We start from the raw sequence: 20,991 nt of genomic DNA on the forward strand, positions 1-20,991 counted from the left end.
TAAGATTAGGGTGAATCACGTTGGAACTTTTATCTGGTGGTGAAATGCTCGTTCGCGCACTCGCGGATGAAGGCGTTGAACATGTTTTTGGATATCCAGGCGGCGCAGTTTTACATATCTACGATGCGCTATTTCAACAAGACAAAGTCAAGCATTACCTCGTGCGCCATGAACAGGCTGCAGGTCATATGGCTGATGCTTATTCACGTGTTACCGGTAAAACTGGTGTAGTTCTGGTTACCTCAGGTCCAGGCGCAACCAATACTGTAACTCCAATTGCAACTGCTTATATGGATTCAATTCCAATGGTCATTCTGTCTGGCCAGGTTGCAAGCCATCTCATCGGTGAAGACGCATTTCAGGAAACAGATATGGTCGGTATTTCCCGTCCAATCGTAAAACACAGTTTCCAGGTCCGTCATGCCAGTGAAATTCCGGCAATTATTAAAAAAGCATTCTATATTGCAGCATCTGGACGTCCGGGTCCTGTTGTAGTTGATATTCCTAAAGATGCGACCAATCCGGCTGAAAAATTTGCCTACGAGTATCCGGAAAAAGTGAAGATGCGTTCTTATCAGCCGCCTTCACGTGGTCATGCAGGTCAGATCCGTAAAGCAATTGACGAACTGATCTCGGCTAAACGTCCAGTAATTTATACTGGCGGTGGCGTAGTACAGGGCAATGCTTCTCATCTGCTGACTGAACTGGCACATACTCTGGGTTATCCGGTAACTAATACCCTGATGGGACTGGGAGCATTCCCGGGTAATGACCCTCAGTTTATTGGTATGCTAGGTATGCACGGAACTTATGAAGCCAATATGGCGATGCATAATGCTGATGTAATTCTGGCGATTGGTGCGCGCTTTGATGATCGTGTTACCAATAATCCGGCAAAATTCTGCCCAAATTCTAAAGTTATTCATATTGATATTGACCCTGCGACCATTTCAAAAACGATTATGGCGCACATTCCAATTGTAGGCGCAGTAGAGCCGGTACTACAGGAAATGCTGGCCCAGTTGAAGCAGATGAATGTTTCCAAGCCGAATCCTGAAGCAATTGCTGACTGGTGGAGCCAGATCAATGAATGGCGCAAGGTACACGGCCTGAAATATCAAATGGCTAATGATGGTTCAATGAAACCGCAACAGGTAGTAGAAACCCTGTGCAAATTGACCAATGGAGATGCCATTATTACTTCTGATGTAGGGCAGCACCAGATGTTTGCTGCACTTTATTATAAGTACAAGCGGCCACGTCAATGGATCAACTCTGGTGGTCTGGGTACCATGGGCGTAGGTTTACCATATGCCATGGCTGCCAAACTGGCCTGTCCAGAACAGCAGGTGGTTTGTATTACTGGTGAAGCTTCTATCCAGATGTGTATTCAGGAATTATCAACCTGTAAACAGTATGGCCTGAATGTCAAAATTCTCTGCCTGAATAACCGTGCACTTGGTATGGTAAAACAGTGGCAGGATATGAATTATGAAGGTCGTCATTCTAGTTCTTATGTCGAGTCCTTACCTGATTTTCCAAAACTGATGGAAGCGTATGGTCATGTTGGAATCCAAATTGATCATGCAGATGAACTGGAGTCTAAACTAGCCGAAGCGATGGCGATCAATGACAAGTGTGTCTTCATCAATGTCATGGTAGATCGTACTGAGCATGTATATCCTATGCTGATTGCAGGTCAGTCTATGCAAGATATGTGGTTGACAAAAGGAGAGCGCACGAAATGAGACATATTATCTCTGTACTCGTAGAGAACGAAGCCGGCGCGCTTTCCCGTCTGGTCGGTTTGTTCAGTCAGCGTGGCTACAATATTGAAACCCTTAACGTGGCACCAACTGAAGACCCAACCTTGTCACGTTTGACCTTAACAACTTATGGTGATGACCATAAGATCGAACAGATTACCAAGCAGTTGAATAAGCTGGTTGAAGTAGTAAAAGTGGTCGACCTGTCTGAAGGTGCTCATATTGAACGTGAGCTGATGCTGATTAAAGTCAAAGCATTAGGTGCAGCGCGAGCCGAGATCAAGCGTACCGCAGACATCTTCCGGGCCCAGGTAGTGGATGTAACCCCGACCACCTATACCATCCAGATTGCAGGGACAACAGAAAAAATAGATGGTTTTATTGATGCACTTGCAGAGAATACCATTCTTGAAGTGGTTCGCTCTGGTGTATCAGGCATCGCGCGTGGCGAAAAAGTTTTAACCATCTAACTAAATTTAAAAAGCATTATAGTGGAGATAACAAATGCAAATTTTTTATGATAAAGACTGTGATTTATCAATCATCCAGAGCAAAAAAGTAGCGATTATTGGTTACGGTTCACAAGGCCACGCACATGCACTGAACCTGAAAGATTCTGGAGTAGACGTTACGGTTGGCCTGCGTGCAGGTTCTACCTCTTGGAAAAAAGCAGAAAATGCTGGCCTTAAAGTTTCAGAAGTTCCTGAAGCAGTCAAACAGGCTGATTTGGTTATGATCCTCACTCCAGACGAATTCCAGTCACAACTTTATCGCGATGTTATTGAACCAAATATTAAAGAAGGTGCAACACTTGCATTTGCCCACGGGTTTTCTGTTCTTTATAACCAGGTTGTTCCGCGTAAAGATCTTGATGTCATCATGATTGCACCGAAAGCACCAGGCCATACCGTACGTTCAGAATTCCAGCGTGGTTCAGGCGTTCCTGATCTGATTGCGATCCATCAGGATGCTTCAGGTAATGCACGTAATGTTGCGTTGTCTTATGCTTCGGGTGTAGGTGGTGGCCGTACTGGTATCATTGAAACTTCTTTCCGCGAAGAAACTGAAACTGACCTGTTTGGTGAGCAAGCTGTACTTTGTGGCGGAGCGGTTGAACTGGTTAAAATGGGATACGAAACACTGGTTGAAGCAGGGTATGCACCAGAAATGGCTTACTTTGAATGTCTGCATGAACTTAAACTGATCGTAGATTTGATGTTTGAGGGTGGTATTGCAGATATGAACTATTCAGTATCAAATAATGCTGAGTATGGTGAATATGTGACTGGTACTGAGGTTATTAATGAACAGTCTCGTGAAGCAATGCGTAATGCATTAAAACGTATTCAGTCAGGTGAATATGCGAAGATGTTTATTCAGGAAGGCGCCTTAAATTATCCGTCTATGACTGCGCGTCGCCGTCAAAATGCTGCTCATGGTATTGAAGTAACAGGCAATAAACTTCGTGCAATGATGCCGTGGATTCAAGCTAACAAGATTGTTGATAAAGAGAAAAACTAAGTTTCTGTCTTTATTTATAAAAACCCTGCATTATGTAGGGTTTTTATTTTATAAGTGAAAAAATTAGAATACCTAGTTAGTGGTTATTAAATATTCTGTTTTTAATTTTTTATTAAGTACTCTTTCTTAAATTCTACTTCATGATAAACATCTTGAGACTTAAAATTGTTAAATAATGATCTGTTTTAATTGTTCTCAAGATTTATAAAATACCAAATTTAAAAATAACTTCAGGCTAAGTTAACGAAAAAATTTACCGGATTCCAGAATATATATTTCATATTGGATGTATGGCTATTATGAGTTTTAAAATGATGAGCTAAAAAGGACTGGAAAATAAATCATCTATTATTTCGTGCTGTTTTTCTGGTCATTTATTTTTATTTTAACGTTCTATAGAATTTTCCAGATAAAAGGTAATTTTTAAAGCATTATTTAAGAAATTATTTAATTGATAATGAAAATAAAAAGAATTAACCTAAATGCAGGAATAAATAATCTTACCAATTCTTTACGCTACTCATAACAGGTATGCTTTAAGGTACTTAACTTGCAAGAAGAATAATTATCATTTTGTTTTGGATTGTTTATGGTTCATATGCATTATAACAGCATACTGGTGTTAGGCTCGGTCTTGGTGGCCGTAGCCGTCTGTTATATTGCAATCTCGCTACGTGAGCTTTTAATTCAAAATACTTTTCCTAAGTATCATAATGTAGTTCTTGCCGGGAGTGGTTTGTTTTTAGGTCTGGCGATCTGTTCAATGCATTTTGCCGGGCTTCTCGCTGTGCATCTTTCCCAAGAGTCAGTATTTGACCCTGCCTTAACCATCGTTTCATATTTAGTTGCTTCAGCTGCTTCTATCTTTGCACTCTGGTTAACTTCTCGTGAATTTCTGTCCCTACCACGTTTGGTACTTGCTGCAGTAGTGATGGGGCTTGGAATCTCTGGTATGCATTATACCGGGATGATGGGTCTCATCCTGCATGGCTATATGATCTATTACCAGCTTTTGCTGGTAATTCTTTCAGTGTTAGTTGGAATACTGGGAGCAGGATTGTCATTCTGGTTGGCTTTTAAATATCAGCATGCTACTAAATACCGGTTCTGGATTAAACTGGGTGTAGCGCTGGTATTTGCACTCAGTATTTCCAGTGTTCATTATATTGCCATGGCTGGTGTCGTTTTCTATACCGGTGGACAGATTGAAGTTCTGGAACATTACCAGGCAGGACGTACACTCTTATTATTTACTATTGTTTTTATTACCTGTCTGGTACTCATGACAGCATTTCTGGTAGCGATTCTGGAAGAGCGTCTGGAAGAGCGTAACCGGCGCCTTATGGAAATTAATAAAGAACTGGCCAATCTGGCTGTTCAGGACAATTTGACCCGGCTTCCTAACCGCCTTTTTCTGCTAGATTATGCCCAATATTTATTTATTGAGCATAAAATAAATAAAAAGAGTTTTGCCTTTTTATATATTGATCTGGACCGTTTCAAGGCAGTAAATGATGCTTTCGGCCATCAGGTAGGTGACCAGTTATTGATTCAGGTAGCCGCTCGTATTCATCAAAATCTTGGCCCTGAAGCTAAACTGTTACGTGTAGGGGGAGATGAATTTCTCCTGATCATTGAAAATACTGGGCGTAAACGTGCCATTTATTATGCTGAAAAAGTTTTAAGCCTGATTCAGGCAAGCTATCTGATCGCGGGCAAGGAAATCAATATTTCGTGCAGTATCGGTATTGCGATTTATCCAGAGCATGGTACTAATTTGCAGGATCTGTTGATCAATGCAGATGCTGCTATGCTGGCTTCGAAAGAACAGGGTCGCAATACCTATGCTGTCTTTAGTTATTCTGTGCATCAGTATGAAGCTCAAAGTCAGTCTAAACTGATTAATGATATGTATAAAGCTGTAGAAGAGCGGCAATTTATCCTGTTTTATCAACCCAAATTTTCAGCTAAAACCTATGAAGTTTGTGGGGTAGAAGCTTTAATTCGTTGGAAGCATCCTACCTTGGGCCTGCTTAGCCCTAATATGTTTATAGAAGGGGCTGAAAAAACCGGTCTGATTATTCCGATGGGATATTGGGCGCTTGAGGAAGCTTGCAAACAGATCCAGTATTGGGAACAAAATGGAATCAGCCTCTGTCCGGTTGCTGTTAATCTCTCTGCAATCCAGTTCGAGCATCAGAAGCTGTTTGATACCTTGGAAAACCTCTTGGAAAAGTACAGGATCCAGCCAAATAACCTGATTATTGAAATTACTGAATCTACTGCCATGCATCATATTGAACTGAGTATTCGTAGTTTTGAGCGACTCAGAAAAATGGGAATTCGTCTTGCGATTGATGATTTTGGTACCGGACATTCAAGTCTGCTGTATTTAAAAGATTTACCTGTAGATGAATTGAAGATTGACCGGGGTTTTATTGTCGGGTTAAAGCCGGGGAATAAAGAAGAAATTATTCTAGAAAGTATTATTCAGTTAGCGACAAAACTTGGCTTGATTGTCACTGCCGAAGGTGTGGAGACACCACTGCAGGCGGAAATTCTGACACGTTTAGGTTGTCAGCAATTACAAGGTTATCTATTAGGTGCGCCTGTTGAGGTTGAGCGCTTAAAAGTTTATAAACAAAGCGTTCAACTCTAAAAGATAAAAACTCTCAAAAATAAAACTGCCATACAACTACCGATTTAAAAGCAGTCTTGATCTGCTACAATTGCGCCAATTTCAAATTTTTCTCTCACATGCTTTCAGAACATCACGTTGATGTTTTAGACAGGATGTGTACAAATGCAGATTTTTATCAATGTTTAAAGATGAATTAATCAGTCAGGTAAAGGCGCGCAGGACTTTTGCCATCATTTCGCACCCCGATGCCGGTAAGACGACCATGACCGAGAAACTCCTGTTATGGGGTAAAGCTATTCAGGTAGCAGGTATGGTTAAAAGTCGTAAGTCGGACCGTGCAGCGACTTCTGACTGGATGGAAATGGAAAAAGAGCGGGGAATTTCGATTACTACATCAGTTATGCAGTTTCCCTATAAAAATCATGTAATTAACTTGCTTGATACGCCAGGACACGAAGATTTCTCGGAAGATACTTATCGTACACTGACAGCCGTTGACTCTGCATTAATGGTGATTGATGGGGCGAAAGGTGTAGAAGAGCGAACCATTAAATTAATGGAAGTCTGTCGGATGCGTGATACGCCGATTATTTCTTTCGTCAATAAAATGGACCGTGAAATCCGTGAGCCCCTAGAATTGCTTGATGAAATTGAAAATGTTCTCAAAATCCGTTGTGTGCCAATTACCTGGCCCTTGGGTATGGGGCGTGATTTTGCCGGGGTATATCACATTGCGGAAAATAAGCTGTACCTATACAAGCATGGCTTCGGCTCAGTGATTACTGAGATTGAAGTACGTGACGGCTACGATCATCCCGATATTCGTGAAAAAGTAGGCGATTTGGCCTTTGCTGCTTTTGAAGAGTCACTGGAGCTGGTACAAATGGCGAGCGATCCATTTGACCGTGACCTGTTCCTGCAAGGTAAACAGACACCTGTGCTGTTTGGTACTGCATTGGGCAACTTCGGTGTAGATCACGTGCTGGATGCATTTATTGGTTGGGGACCTGAGCCTAAGGCACATCCGGCACAGGAGCGTGTAGTTGAAGCGACTGAAGAAGAATTCTCTGGTTTTGTTTTCAAGATTCAGGCAAATATGGATCCCAAACATCGGGACCGAATTGCCTTTATGCGAATCTGTTCGGGTAAATATGAAAAAGGTCTAAAGATGAATCATGTCCGCATTGGAAAAGAAGTGCGGATCAGTGATGCACTGACCTTTCTGGCAGGTGAACGTGAGCATCTGGAAGAAGCATGGCCGGGTGATATTATTGGGCTTCATAATCACGGGACTATTCAGATTGGTGATACTTTTACCTCGGGCAAAAGTCTGCATTTTACCGGTATTCCACACTTTGCACCTGAAATGTTCCGTCGAGTCCGTCTTAAAGACCCTTTAAAATCCAAGCAGCTACAAAAGGGGCTGAAAGAACTTTCTGAAGAAGGTGCAACTCAGGTATTTATGCCACAGATCAGTAATGATCTGATTGTGGGAGCAGTCGGGGTACTACAGTTTGATGTAGTGGCTTATCGCCTCAAGGAAGAATATAAGGTGGACTGTATTTATGAGCCGGTCAGTATTAATACGGTGCGCTGGATTTACTGTGATGATGAAAAAATCTTGAATGAATTCAAGAAAAAAGCTCATGATCAGCTCTCTATAGATGGCGGTGGACATCTGACTTACCTGGCGCCGAGCCGGGTGAATCTGCAACTCATGCAGGAACGCTGGCCAGATATTGAATTCCGCAATACACGTGAACACTAAATAGTCATGATATAAAACAGCTTCTTCGGAGGCTGTTTTATTATAAAGTTCATTGAGCAGAAGGAATATAAAATGCGTAACAAGCCCTACTTTACACTTATCCTGATCTGCTCGGTACTAAGCCTTATGGGCTGTGAAGAAAAACATAAGGCCCCTGAGTCAAAAGGCCAGCAACATTATGCTGAAAAAGTAATAGATCAGGCAGATGTGCTTCCTTATTTAAATATTAAAGAGCAACGTGCTGAGTATGCTTTGCCATTTTGTGAAAAGAAAAACTGTATTGATATCGATATTCAAACTATCAATACTCAGGATGTCTGGCTAAATCAGTGGATCGCTAAAAATCAGGCACAGATTATTCAGCAGCAGATTGATCTGAATCAGAATTTGAGTTTACAACAGGCAGTCAATGCTTTTATAAAAGCTTCAGATCAGTGGCAGGCGAAATATTCTAAAAACCGTGCATACGAGCTGAAAATGAAGACTCGTATTGCATCACAGCGTAATCAATATGTACTGTTGCAAATAGGCATAGACAGTAAAATTGAAGAACTAACTATTAAAGACCGGCAATATTTTTTTGTAGCAGACCGCAAAGTCCAGAAAGCTTTGAGTTTAAATGATATTTTAAAGCCTGAGCAAAAAACTACATTAAACACCTTGGTTCAGCAGCATTATCAGGACTGGTTAGAAAAAGAGACAGCCGAGGTTCGTAAAGATACTCCTAAAAAATTATCTTGGTCTCAGTCAGACTGGTTTTTTGATGAAGAAGGGATTGGTATACATTATCGTGCACATGAGATAGCGCCTGAAGCCAGCCAGCTGGATATCTATCTGAACCGCAAACAGACTCAGCAGATACTTAAACCTGAAATATATCAACAAATGTTTTAAGTTGAGATACAAAAAAAATTGTGAATTACTGAATGAAGCCATTAGGCTAATACAAGGCGGTCTAAAGTAAGACGAAAATGGGTGGGGAGCAATGTTAAGAACTCAACAGGTATTAAGCTTAAGTTTATTGGTCGGAGTTATAGGTTTAACGGCATGCCAGCCGAAGGATAAACCGGAACAAAAGCCACAGACTGAACAAAAGTCTGCGGTGCCTCAACAGAGAGAACCGGTTCTAGAGGCGAAACAGGTTGATGTGATTGTCACTATGCCGGAATGTAAAGGTAATACCTGCCCACAGTTTGATGTAAAACGCCTCAGCTCTAATTACGCCTTTGTAGATGATGCAGTAGACCAGGCTGTTTTAAGCAGTCTGGCGCAGATTCTTGACGTCAGTGAAATGGTAAAAAAACCGGTTGAAAATTCAGAAGTTCAGTCAAAAAAAGATACTGCTGAAAGCCAACCTAAAATCAGTCGGACAAATTCAACCACTACCCCAATTGATCAGCAAAACTTTGACGCTCAGGTGCAGCGTTATGCCGATGTCTTTTTAGATCTAGACCGTGAAATCAAGACATTAAGTGCCAACCAGCAGATCAGTCTGACCGTGGCGCCCAAGGTACTTCAAAGTAAAGGTCCCTTGGTGACAGTTGTGTTAAATACTAGCAGTTACCTGGGCGGTGCCCATGGCTCAGCATCTCAGCAATATTATAATTTTGATCTTGTGAAGAAGCAGCAGCTACAGCTAAAAGATATTTTAAATGGCAATCAACAGGCAGTACTGGAAAAGAAATTTTATAGTGCCTTCCAGAACTGGGTGATGGAGAACAAGCTCGCCAGTAGTGTAGAAGAATATGAACAGGTCTGGAAATTCAAGCTCTCTAATAATTTCTTTTTAGCCAAGCAGGGATTGATTTTACAATATGGAGAATATGAAATTGGTCCCTATGTGGTTGGCCTGCCACGTCTTGTAGTACCCTACAGTGAGCTACAGGATGTGATCAAAACAGAATACTTGCCACCAGATATCAAAACTACTGCAGTTCCGGCTACGCCCGAAGCGGACAAATAATTTATGGGCAGGCTGGCGCTATTTGATACTCACACACATTTTGATGTGCCAGATTTTGACGCAGACCGTGAACATCTGGCCTATCAGGCTAAAGCAGCCGGAGTTGAAAAGCTGGTATTAATCGGTTTTGTGGAGTCGCGCTTTAATGACCTGGTTGATACCCATCATTATATGAATAGTTTAAAAGATGCACCAGAGAGTTATCTCGCACCAGGTTTGCACCCTTTTTATATTGAACAGCATCAGTTTTCAGATCTGAATCGGCTGGAAAATCTACTAAAAACTCATGAGAGTGTCGCTGTAGGGGAAATCGGTCTGGATACTTTACTTAAACAGCATAAGCAGCCAGAAGTTTTTCAAAAGCAGCAGGATTATTTTTCTGCACAGCTCGAGCTGGCAGCACAGCATCATAAACCGGTGCTGTTACATATCCGTAAAGCACATGCTGATGTACTGAACTTACTCAAGAAACACAAATTTAAACTGGGCGGTATTGCCCATGCGTTTAGTGGCGGTATTGAAGAGGCAAAAGCATTTGTAAACTTGGGTTTTAAACTGGGTATTACAGGGCAGGTGACTAATCCCAATGCAAAAAAATTAAGAAAAGTGGTGCAAGATATAGGACCTGAACATCTGGTTATTGAAACAGATTGTCCTGATATGACGCCTCTATGTTGCCAGACTTCAACCGAACAGCGTACCCGTAATGTACCTGGTAATTTAACTTATGTACTGGATGAACTGTCTGTAATATTTGGAATCTCACATGAGGAATTAGCCAAAACTTTATGGCATAACTCATTCACTGCCTTGCATATAAGCCAGAAACCGACGAAGAACTAGAAACGTAAAATCAGATATTAACTAATCAATAACACTGTATTCCTATTCTTGGCATACATTAAATGGAGCATGATTGACAAGAACAAAGTTGAAGCCGGAGGATTGCCGTATGGCTAAGTACAGTACAATTAATAGTTTTAATTCACTGACGACTTTAAAAACAACAAAAAAAAATTATCAGATCTTCAGTTTAAGACAGGCCCAGCAGCATCTGGATGATTTTACCAGGCTACCTAAATCTTTAAAAATATTACTCGAGAACCTGCTACGTTTTGAAGATCAGATTACAGTAAAGCAGGAACATATACAGGCTTTAGTTGCATGGCAGCAGAATCGCAGTTCGGTTCAGGAAATTCAGTATCGGCCAGCGCGGGTTCTAATGCAGGATTTTACTGGAGTACCAGCTGTAGTTGACTTGGCTGCCATGCGTGCAGCAGTCGAAAAGGCAGGAGCTGATCCAGAAAAGATTAATCCGCTAAGCCCTGTTGATCTGGTGATTGATCATTCTGTTATGGTTGACCATTTTGCAGATGAATATGCTTTTGAAGCCAATGTTGCTGTAGAGATGCAACGCAATGGCGAGCGCTATCAGTTTTTGCGCTGGGGGCAATCTGCTTTTAATAATTTTAGCGTCGTTCCTCCAGGCACAGGAATCTGTCATCAGGTCAATCTTGAGTATCTCGCACAGACTGTATGGACTGGTGAATCAGATGGAAAAGAATTTGCTTTTCTAGATACGCTGGTAGGAACAGATTCCCATACAACCATGATCAATGGTTTGGGAGTGCTGGGCTGGGGCGTAGGTGGAATTGAAGCAGAAGCAGCCATGCTAGGACAGCCCATTTCCATGCTCATTCCTGAGGTGATCGGTTTTCAGCTCACCGGAAAACTGCGCGAAGGAATTACAGCTACAGATCTGGTACTGACGATTACCCAGATGCTACGCCAGAAAGGGGTGGTTGGAAAATTTGTCGAGTTTTATGGTGACGGTTTGGCGGAACTGCCATTGGCGGACCGTGCCACTATTGCCAATATGGCCCCCGAATATGGTGCAACTTGTGGTTTTTTCCCGGTTGATGAGGTCACCTTGGGTTATTTACGCCTGACCGGCCGAGATGCTGAACGGATTGAACTGGTTGAAGCCTATTGTAAAGAGCAGGGCCTATGGCGCGAGACAGGAGATGAACCGGTCTTTACTGATACGTTAACCCTGGATATAAGTACAGTCGAAGCAAGCCTGGCTGGACCAAAGCGTCCACAAGACAGAGTGGCACTTTCTGATGTGCCTCATACTTTTCAGGCACTCATGGATCTGCATTTAAAGCCTGCTAAAGCTGAAAAGGAACGACTGGAAAATGAAGGGGGCGGTGGTACAGCTGTTGAGGCAGAACAGGCCAATTTACCCCACTCTAATCCTTGCTGCGTAATAGAGGGGAAAAATTACTTCCTCTCTCATGGTGATGTGGTGATCTCAGCCATTACCTCATGCACCAATACATCAAATCCGAGTGTCATGCTGGCAGCAGGTTTGCTGGCTAAAAAAGCAGTAGAACAAGGCTTGCAACGGAAAGCATGGGTAAAAAGCTCTCTGGCTCCAGGCTCCAAAGTTGTGACTGATTATTTGAAAGCATCTGGACTGATGCCTTATCTCGATCAGCTAGGTTATAACCTGGTAGGGTATGGGTGTACCACCTGTATCGGAAATTCAGGCCCTTTGCCAGAACCTATCGAAGAGGCAATCCAGAACTTTGACTTAAATGTAGCCGCCGTACTCTCTGGGAACCGTAATTTTGAAGGGCGTGTTCATCCACTGGTAAAAACAAACTGGCTGGCATCTCCTCCTTTGGTGATCGCCTACGGTCTGGCTGGAAATATTCGCACTGATTTAAGCTCTGAACCGATTGGTGAAGGAAAAAATGGCGAAAAAATTTATTTGAAGGATATCTGGCCGACCCAAGCTGAAATTGAAGAGGCTTTGCATTATGTAAATACCCAAATGTTTCATAAAGAATATGCGGCTGTTTTTGAAGGTGAAGAAAACTGGAAATCTCTGCAAATTCCCGAAACTAAAACTTATCAGTGGGATGAGCACTCTACCTATATCCGTCATCCACCGTTTTTTGAAAAAATTGATCAGCTCCCACAAACGGTTAAAAATATTGAAAAAGCACGAATACTGGCTGTTCTGGGGGACTCAGTCACTACTGACCATATCTCACCGGCGGGAAATATCAAGCAAGACAGCCCGGCAGGCCGTTATTTGCAGGAACTGGGTGTAGAGCCAAAAGACTTTAATTCGTATGGATCACGCCGTGGTAATCATGAAGTAATGATGCGCGGAACTTTTGCCAATATCCGGATTAAAAATGAAATGCTGGGTGGTGAAGAAGGTGGCAATACACTCCATATACCTACCCATAAGAAAATGTCTATTTATGATGCGGCCATGCAATATCAGGCAGAAAACACACCCTTGGTTATTATAGCAGGCAAGGAATATGGCACAGGTTCATCACGTGACTGGGCAGCTAAAGGAACTAATTTACTGGGAGTGAAAGCTGTTATTGCCCAGAGTTTTGAGCGAATTCACCGCTCCAATCTGGTGGGTATGGGAGTGTTACCTTTACAGTTCATACCAGATGAAAGCAGGACTTCACTCAATATTAATGGTGATGAAATTCTGTCAATTCATGGTTTATCTGATGACTTGTCGCCGCAGCAGATACTAAGGGTAGAGCTGAAACAACCTAATGGAACGCAGTCAAGTTTTAAGGTTCTGTGCCGTATCGATACTGTTAATGAGGTCGAGTATTTTAAGGCCGGTGGCATTCTCCATTATGTGCTTCGGCATTTGATTGCTTCCTGAAGAGTAGTTGCCTGAGCTTCATATCATTTGTATGGTTCAGACAGCAGAATTTTTTTGGATCTTATGAGCTGTCACACTGAGGTCATTCCCGTTAAAATAGAGTGATCTGTAATATTTTCATGGAATGTAATGACTGAACTTCTCCAAAACGATGAATATGAGCGCCGATTTGCGGGTGTGGCCAAAATCTATGGAGATGAGGCATTTAATTACTATGAACACAGTCATGTTATGGTGATTGGAATCGGCGGTGTAGGTTCTTGGGCAGTAGAAGCTTTGGCCCGTTCCGGCATAGGTGAATTGACATTAGTCGATATGGATGTGGTAGCTGCATCTAATATTAATCGACAGTTACCTGCTATGACCGCTACCTTGGGACAGGAAAAAATTGCTGTCATGGCTGAACGTTGCTATTCCATTAATCCCAGAATTAAGGTCAACCTGGTTGATGACTACCTGTCTTCAGACAATGTAAAAGAGATACTTGCCATGGCGCCTGATCTGGTACTGGACTGTATTGATGATGTCAAAGCTAAACTGGCCCTCATGCTGCATTGCCGCTTTAATAAAATCCCTCTAATTGTTTCTGGTGGAGCAGGAGGCAAGCTTGATCCGCTTAAAATCAGAGTGGCAGATCTGTCAAAAACCGAACAGGACCCTATGCTGGCTAAACTACGTACCCAGTTACGCAGTAAAGGAATTTGCAAAAAGCCAAAAGAGAAATTCGGGATTACCTGTATTTATTCAATTGATAATCCGTTTTCCAGTAGCGAAGTTTGTGCTAGTGCAGGGCTGCGCTGTGGAGGATATGGTTCTGCTGTGGTGGTAACTTCAAGTTTTGCCATGGTGGCAGTCGCAGAGGTTTTGAGAAAACTTGAAGCAATTAAGGCAAAACAGTAACGCTACTGCTTGTATTTTATAATATGCTTTTAGAAATAAAGCCCCTTAAACAGGGGCTTTAAAGTTTAAAAAATATGTTGTTCTTTCAGGTAATCTTCAGTGCGCTGCATGGCAGCCTTAATATTCTGAATCGCACTTTCGACATCAGCATAAGTTTTGGCATTCCCTCCACTTAAAGCCTGACGCCATTTTCGGGCTCCAGGTAAATACTGGAATAAACCTAAAATATGCCTGGTAATCACAGATAGTGGTGCACCCTCTTCTAGCCGTTTGGCAATATAAGGAAGCATCTGTTCCATAATTTCAAAACGGTCTGGCATGGGTAAATTCCAGAGCTCACCTAATTCGGCCAGCAGATAAGGGTTATGGTAGGCTTCACGGCCAATCATGACACCATCTACATGTTTCAAGTGCTCTTGTGTCTCAGCTAAAGTTTTAACGCCGCCATTAATTTCAATCGTGAGGTGAGGACGTTCCTGTTTTAACCGGTAGACATCCTCATAACGCAAAGGTGGAACTTCACGGTTTTCTTTTGGAGATAATCCTTGTAATAGGGCAATACGGGCATGCACAATAAAATTATTACAACCAGTTTTTGCTACTGTGTCCACAAAATGCAGCATCTCTTCATAAGATTGCATGTCATCAATTCCGATTCGATGTTTAACCGTAACCGGAATATTAACTGCCTGGCGCATCGCTGAAATACATTCTGCCACCAGCTCAGGCTCTGCCATCAGGCAGGCACCAATTTTATTATTTTGTACCCGGTCACTTGGACAGCCGACATTCAGGTTAACTTCATTATAACCCCAGTCCTCAGCCATCTTTGTACATGTGGCCAAATCTTTTGGGTTAGAGCCACCGAGTTGGAGTACAACCGGATGTTCTTCTTGATTGTAATTTAGATGGCGGCCAGCATCTCCAAATAAGATCGCTCCAGTCGTGACCATTTCAGTATAAAGGATCACATTTGGATTAAACAGGCGAGCAAAGAAACGGTAGTCACGGGTCGTCCAGTCCATCATCGGGGCGACCGAAATACGAGGATTTATTGATGCACCGTTTTTTTCTTTTGTTTTCAATTCATTAGATACAATTTGCATGTTGCATTTTCTCTCATATTTCGGGATATTTGGGAAGATTTTAGTGAATTGGTGCACCAAAAACTGCACCAAAAATTTAAATACAGAAAATGGTGCAATTTAATTGGGAACGATAACTGAGCGTAAAGGTAAAAAGGGTACGAGTTTTCGTGCACAAGTTAGGGTCAAGCGTAAAGATGGCACGCATTTTAGCGAGTCTAGATCTTTTAGTACACGGGTTTTAGCAAAGCAATGGATCAGAAATCTTGAAGATGAAATTGAGATTAATCCTGATGCGATATTTAATCCTAAAAAAATTAGTGATCTGACTCTGAGTCAGGCATTTGAAAAATATTTAGCAGAAGTCGAGGGCTTTGGTCGTTCTAAAAGGATGGGAATACGTTTCCTAGCAAACTGGCCTATTGGTCAGGTGAAATTGAAGAATCTTAAACGGGAGCATTTTACAGAACATACTTTCTTACGCCGTAAAGGTTATCCTGAAATAGGAGCCAAAGCTATTGCAAGCAGTACTGCACTCCAAGATTTGCAATATATGAAAACAGTACTCTTATATGCCCATTTAGTTTGGCATGAAGAAGTTGATTTGGGAGAGTTAGAGCTAGCAATGATAGGGCTTAGAGGCTCTAAGATTATTACGAAGTCAAAGAAAAGAACTAGATTGTTAACAAGAGAAGAGCTTATTAATTTAACTGAGCATTTCTATAATCGTTGGCATTCGCGCAATATATCTATGCCACTACATTTAATCATGTGGTTATCTATTTATACTTGTAGACGAGAGGATGAAATTACACGATTAAAATTGGAAAATTTTGATCAGGTCCATCAGGAATGGCTACTGGAAGATGTCAAACATCCTACGGATAAAGAAGGCAATGATAAGTATTTTCGAATTGATCAATTGGCTAAAGGTGTTATTGAGCAATTATTAGATGAAAAAGTACGTCAGAGAATGTTAAGGTTAGGTGGTGAACCAAATTTATTGGTACCTCTCAATGCTAGGTCTTTTGCAAAAGATTGGCGAGATGGTGTGAAAATGTGTGGCATAAAGGATCTTCGGTTTCATGATTTGAGACATGAAGCATTAACACGTTTGGCAGAAGATGGTAAAAGTATCCATGAGATAAAGTGTTACTCATTGCATGAATCACTTTCTAGCCTAGAGCGGTATATAAACATTAAGCGTCGTAGACATGATCGAATTGAATTTGATGAAGTAATCGACATAGTTAAATCTAAAAAAATAAGAACCGCTATCTAGCGGTTCATATTCTCCCAATCTTTGGTACCTAAATTACTTTGTTTTGCTAGATATTTAGCTAAGTCAAAAATATTCACTAAATAAGGGGATTTTTGAGACTTTTCTGCTTTAAAAACAGGAAATGGCAACATTTGACAGGCAGCCTTCTTCTTGGCAGAGCTTAAGTTTAAATGGGGGAAAAAGTCTTTTAATACTGTCTCCAATAAAATTACTGGCGAATGTTTGTACTTTTCAAGAAGCATAAGCTGTATATCAGAGGTATTTCTCATAAAACGTGACATAGCACCATTTCAATAACTTGATGGCACATTACCAAAAAGATAAAAATCAAAATGAATTTGATAGAAATCTAAAAAAAATTGTTCAAAAAAATTAAATTTAGCGATTTTTTCCAATTTCAACACAAAATCAATCTTCAAAAATTAAAAAATTATAGGCTTCAAATCAGGAGGGACCTTTTAGTGTCTTGCATATAAATCTGGAGTGAAAAATGCCCAAAAAAAAGAAATCTAAGATTTCTAACGACGTTAAAAAATCTTTGAATTCTAACGCTGAAAAAAAGTTAAAAGCTAATAAGCCTCAGGAGACTAAGCTTATTCAATTTGAATCAGTGATTCCTTTTGAGGAAAAAGAAGTAAAAGTTAATGTGTTACAAAAAGAGATGATGCCTGCAACATTATCCAAATATGTATTTGATACTGCATATGGTGCAGATTGTATGCCTCCTGACTTTATTGCAACAAGCTTGCTTGTTGCATTAGGTACAGTAATTGGTGCAAAGCTAGAGATGCGCCCTAAACAAAATGCAACTTTTGGTGTAATTCCAAATATTTGGGGCGTAATTATCGCTGAACCCTCCCAAAAGAAATCTTTTGCAATCAATGCCGGTATGTATTTTTTAAAGCAAATCCAGGAACAAGAGTTTGAAAGGTATAAAAAGGAGTTAAAGGATAGTGATAACGAAGAAGTAACGCCACCAAGGTATTTATATTTAAATGATAGTACTCCTGAAGCTTTAGCGGAAAAGCAAAAAAATAACCCATATGGTTTAGCCATTGTAAGGGATGAATTGATGGGTCTTCTTGTGAGTTTGGAAAAGAATGATGGGGAAGGAAGAGCGTACTTTTTAGAAGGATGGAATGGGAACAGTTCATACACTTTCAGCAGAATTGGACGAGGGGATGGCTATATTAAAAATCATTGTCTCAGTGTCGTAGGTGCTATTCAGCCTGAAAAACTTAATACGTATATGAGAGAGAAAGCTACAGCATCAAAAAATGATGGATTTTTACAAAGGTTCCAAGTGATGGTTTATCCAGAACCTAGTATAGGAAAATTTACGGATATTGCTCCAGATATTGAAAATCGAAATGCGGTAAAAAATATATTTGAAAGACTTTATTTCCTGTCAGATGAGGATATAAGTGAGATTGCTACAGAAGTAGATCCTGAAACTAAAAGAGGAATTCTACGTTTTGATATTGAAGCTCAAGAGAAGTATATCGCTTGGTTTAATGCTATGAGCGAAAAGAAATCTAATGAACAAAACTCATTGTTAGTAGAGCATTTGGGTAAGTATGAAAAACTTTTATTAGCGATAGTTTTAATTTTCATTTGGTTAGGTTAATTGAGACAAAAGAAAAGAAATCAAAAACAATTACATCAGATGAGCTGAATTTAGGGCTGAAATGGCTAGTATATTTAGAATCTCATGCACGTAAAGTTTATGGGCTACTAGAATCAAATCCAAGAAATCAAGCTTATGAACTAGGTAGTAAATTGAAAATATTAGAGCCGAATGATTCTATGAGAACATCGGGTTTTACTGTAAGGGATATCGTAAGAAAAGAATGGAAAGGATTCAAAGAAAATCAGACTATAGTCTCATCTTTAGAATATCTAATTAGGCATAGATGGTTAGTAAAAGAAAATGTACCTAGTACTGATAAAGGTGGTAGACCTACTATTAAGTATTATATTAATCCAGAAATATATAATAAGTAATCAAGGTGAATAAAAACTGACATAACTGACATAACTAAGTTATGTCAGTTTTTTTATATGATTAAAATAATAAATAAGTGAAAAAACAGTAAAATTGAATTTTTTTATTTTTAAAATAATAATATTTGATATTTTTATTAAATGGAAAAGAAAAAGCAAGGATACACAAAAGCCCCCTTCGGAAGCTTTTATGAAACCTTGCTTGGGGAATTCCCCAAGACCCCTTTAAAAAACCAATTAATAAAATGGCATAAATAATTATGAATGAATATCAAAAATCAAGAAGACCTAAACGTGGTCATATAATTAAAGTCCGACTATTTGAATCAGAGTTAACAGAGATAAGAAAATCTAAAATTGCAGTAGCAAAGTTTTTAAGAGAATCTGCACTTGAAAAAATTGGAATAATTGAAGATCCAATTTATTTAAAAGTAGAAAGAGAAAAACTATATCAACTATCAAAAATAGGGACAAATATTAATCAGATCGCATATGCAGTCAATCAAGAAATGGCAGGAACAGGAACTTATAAAAAAGTGAAGCTATTACAGTTATTAATTTCAATAGATAATCAAATAAGGAGTATAAGTTTATGATTATTAAGTTTTTTAGGCATGGTAAAGGAAAGTCTGAAGGTTGTATAAATTATTTATTGGGTAAAGATAGGGAAAGGGAAAAAGCACAAGTAATGAGGGGAAGTGTAGCATTAACAAGTTCTATTATAGATAGTTCACCTTATATAAAAAAGTATACTAGTGGTTGCTTATCATTCTATGAAAAAAATATTGATAAAAAAGATAAGTTTAAGATTATGGATGATTTTGAAAAAATATTATTTCCAGGCTTAAATAGAGAGCAGTACAATATTTTATGGATAGAGCATACTGATAAAGATCGTTTAGAGTTAAATTTTGTTATACCCAATATTGAAATTACTACAGGGAAAAGACTTAATCCTTTTTATGCACCTACTGATTTAAAGCGAATAGATTTATATAAAAAATTTATAAATTTTAAGTACAATTTGCATGGTCCAGATTTAGCAATACCATTATTAAAGAAAATAAGAGAAAACACTCCTAAAAAGACTAGGGATGTTGTAGAGCTTATTGGTAGTTTGGTTGAGTTGGGGATTAAAAATGGGAATGTATATGATCGAAAATCATTAATAAATTATCTTACTGAAAATAATTTAAATGTGGTACGGCAAGTAAATAAATCAATATCTATAAAACATCCTGAATTTAAAAGAAATATAAGGTTAGAAGGCTTGATATATGAATCAGAATTTAAAACTACTAGACTCTTTGAAATTGGGCCTAATAAACGAACAGAAGAAAATAGAAAGTCAATACAACGATTCGATATCAACGATAGGGAAAGCCTTCGAAGAGAGGTTGAAAGAAAAGGAAAATGGCTACTTGAGCGCTATCAACAGAAGCCAAGAAAAATGTTTAAAGACACTGAAGAATTACGACAACATTTTGAAAAATCAAATGTTGGAAACTGGCAAATTTTTAATACAAATAGAAGAGGTCAACCACAGGTTAGGCGGTATCAAAATAAGGGAAAAGAAGCTGAAGTTTTACCTTTTTATGAGTTTCATCAGCTTTATGATTATTACACTAATAATAATTGGTTATTTTTCAATAAAAATGGAAGTGACCCAATTACAGAATATGAAAGAGTTAGTACAACAAGAGGAAAAAAATTTAATCGAGATCAGAAAGGCTTTAGAACTCAACAAGAGTCAATTTATGAAACGATATCAGGTTATGTGCAAGGAGATATAAATGATGACCGATTTAGAGAAACAATTATTAATAATTATAGAAGAACAACAGGAAACTATGAAAAATCAGCAAGAAGCTTTGTGGAAACAACAGCTTGCCTTGGAAAAACAAGTGAATATTTTGCAACAATATCAGAAAGATTTAAAGCAGACACAGAAAGATTTATATCTGAATCAAAAGCAAATTTCAGCAATCTACAGCGAAATCTTAACAAACTTTCAAGAGTTATCAGAACGCATATAACCTTAAAACAGAACAAACAATCCTTCAATGAAAAGGAAGTAGTCTTAAGTGATAAAGTAAATAAGATCCAATCACTTGGAAAAGAAGATTTTACCCATAAGTTAAGTTTTGAAATTTGAGGTGTTGTAATGGAAGTAGAAAGATTAAAAAAGTTTATTGAGCAGTTTGAAAAAGATATTCAGGCTAATAACTTGGAGGAATATATGCCAATGTTAGATTTATTGCCTATGAGGATTGATACTAAAGAAGAGGAGGAGAAATATATGAAAATATTAGAGGATTATTTAGATAGTCACTACTTTTAAAATAAAAAAAT

At 39.4% G+C, this 20,991-nt stretch carries 18 protein-coding genes; 16 read left to right on the top strand and 2 right to left on the bottom strand.

Going from position 1 to position 20,991, the window contains the following annotated elements:
- Positions 1–20 precede the first annotated feature (20 nt).
- The 10 genes from ABZP31_RS02330 (at position 21) to ABZP31_RS02375 (ending at position 14,268) form a co-directional block, all read left to right on the top strand.
- A complete protein-coding gene (locus ABZP31_RS02330) occupies positions 21–1,748 on the top strand; it encodes an acetolactate synthase 3 large subunit (protein WP_005016394.1) in 1,728 nt (575 codons plus the stop codon).
- Positions 1,745–2,236 (top strand): acetolactate synthase small subunit, encoded by a 492-nt coding sequence (gene ilvN, locus ABZP31_RS02335; protein ID WP_005016393.1) that lies wholly within the window; start codon positions 1,745–1,747, stop codon positions 2,234–2,236. Before ABZP31_RS02330 ends, ilvN begins: the two co-directional genes overlap by 4 nt.
- A 34-nt stretch (positions 2,237–2,270) precedes the next feature.
- On the top strand, positions 2,271–3,287 hold the full coding sequence (ilvC, locus tag ABZP31_RS02340) for a ketol-acid reductoisomerase (protein ID WP_005016389.1): 1,017 nt from the start codon (positions 2,271–2,273) through the stop codon (positions 3,285–3,287).
- Between the two features lie 589 nt (positions 3,288–3,876).
- Positions 3,877–5,946 (top strand): EAL domain-containing protein, encoded by a 2,070-nt coding sequence (locus tag ABZP31_RS02345; RefSeq protein WP_017400739.1) that lies wholly within the window; start codon positions 3,877–3,879, stop codon positions 5,944–5,946.
- A 160-nt stretch (positions 5,947–6,106) separates the two neighbouring features.
- Positions 6,107–7,696, top strand: coding sequence for a peptide chain release factor 3 (locus ABZP31_RS02350; protein WP_034675148.1), 1,590 nt, complete (start codon positions 6,107–6,109; stop codon positions 7,694–7,696).
- A 72-nt stretch (positions 7,697–7,768) separates the two neighbouring features.
- Complete coding sequence (locus tag ABZP31_RS02355; protein ID WP_005023448.1) at positions 7,769–8,590, top strand: DUF3298 domain-containing protein; 822 nt, start codon at positions 7,769–7,771, stop codon at positions 8,588–8,590.
- Positions 8,591–8,681: 91 nt separating this feature from the next.
- The gene (locus tag ABZP31_RS02360) at positions 8,682–9,659 is read left to right on the top strand and encodes an RsiV family protein (protein WP_005023450.1); all 978 of its coding nucleotides are present in this window, start codon (positions 8,682–8,684) and stop codon (positions 9,657–9,659) included.
- 3 nt (positions 9,660–9,662) lie between these two features.
- Positions 9,663–10,502: a TatD family hydrolase gene (locus ABZP31_RS02365; RefSeq protein ID WP_005023452.1), complete on the top strand. Its 840-nt coding sequence runs from the start codon at positions 9,663–9,665 to the stop codon at positions 10,500–10,502.
- 109 nt (positions 10,503–10,611) lie between these two features.
- Positions 10,612–13,368, top strand: coding sequence for an aconitate hydratase AcnA (gene acnA, locus ABZP31_RS02370; RefSeq protein WP_017400764.1), 2,757 nt, complete (start codon positions 10,612–10,614; stop codon positions 13,366–13,368).
- A 129-nt stretch (positions 13,369–13,497) separates the two neighbouring features.
- Entirely contained in the window at positions 13,498–14,268 is a 771-nt protein-coding gene (locus ABZP31_RS02375) for a ThiF family adenylyltransferase (RefSeq protein WP_005023457.1), read from the top strand.
- A 65-nt stretch (positions 14,269–14,333) separates the two neighbouring features.
- On the opposite strand, the gene dusA is transcribed toward ABZP31_RS02375, so the two are convergent.
- On the bottom strand, positions 14,334–15,374 hold the full coding sequence (gene dusA / locus ABZP31_RS02380; RefSeq protein ID WP_106438699.1) for a tRNA dihydrouridine(20/20a) synthase DusA: 1,041 nt from the start codon (positions 15,372–15,374) through the stop codon (positions 14,334–14,336).
- A 103-nt stretch (positions 15,375–15,477) separates the two neighbouring features.
- Between dusA and ABZP31_RS02385 the strand changes: the two genes are divergently transcribed.
- Positions 15,478–16,635: a tyrosine-type recombinase/integrase gene (locus ABZP31_RS02385; RefSeq protein ID WP_017400766.1), complete on the top strand. Its 1,158-nt coding sequence runs from the start codon at positions 15,478–15,480 to the stop codon at positions 16,633–16,635.
- Here the strand turns inward: ABZP31_RS02385 and ABZP31_RS02390 are convergent.
- Positions 16,632–16,916 carry a pyocin activator PrtN family protein gene (locus ABZP31_RS02390; RefSeq protein WP_017400767.1) on the bottom strand — a complete coding sequence of 95 codons (285 nt, stop codon included), beginning with the start codon at positions 16,914–16,916 and terminating at the stop codon, positions 16,632–16,634. The genes ABZP31_RS02385 and ABZP31_RS02390 overlap by 4 nt on opposite strands.
- A gap of 209 nt (positions 16,917–17,125) precedes the next feature.
- Between ABZP31_RS02390 and ABZP31_RS02395 the strand changes: the two genes are divergently transcribed.
- The 5 genes from ABZP31_RS02395 (at position 17,126) to ABZP31_RS02415 (ending at position 20,980) form a co-directional block, all read left to right on the top strand.
- Positions 17,126–18,262: a DUF3987 domain-containing protein gene (locus tag ABZP31_RS02395; RefSeq protein WP_026056630.1), complete on the top strand. Its 1,137-nt coding sequence runs from the start codon at positions 17,126–17,128 to the stop codon at positions 18,260–18,262.
- Entirely contained in the window at positions 18,250–18,639 is a 390-nt protein-coding gene (locus ABZP31_RS02400) for a hypothetical protein (protein ID WP_026056631.1), read from the top strand. The genes ABZP31_RS02395 and ABZP31_RS02400 overlap by 13 nt, the downstream gene beginning before the upstream one ends.
- Positions 18,640–18,899: 260 nt before the next feature.
- Positions 18,900–19,235 (top strand): plasmid mobilization relaxosome protein MobC, encoded by a 336-nt coding sequence (gene mobC / locus ABZP31_RS02405; protein ID WP_017400768.1) that lies wholly within the window; start codon positions 18,900–18,902, stop codon positions 19,233–19,235.
- Entirely contained in the window at positions 19,232–20,794 is a 1,563-nt protein-coding gene (locus tag ABZP31_RS02410; protein WP_017400769.1) for a relaxase/mobilization nuclease domain-containing protein, read from the top strand. The genes mobC and ABZP31_RS02410 overlap by 4 nt, the downstream gene beginning before the upstream one ends.
- A gap of 9 nt (positions 20,795–20,803) precedes the next feature.
- Entirely contained in the window at positions 20,804–20,980 is a 177-nt protein-coding gene (locus tag ABZP31_RS02415; RefSeq protein WP_017400770.1) for a hypothetical protein, read from the top strand.
- Positions 20,981–20,991: the final 11 nt, after the last annotated feature.

It is taken from the genome of Acinetobacter sp. FL (assembly GCF_040744925.1).
In the GTDB taxonomy this organism is placed as follows: domain Bacteria; phylum Pseudomonadota; class Gammaproteobacteria; order Pseudomonadales; family Moraxellaceae; genus Acinetobacter; species Acinetobacter radioresistens.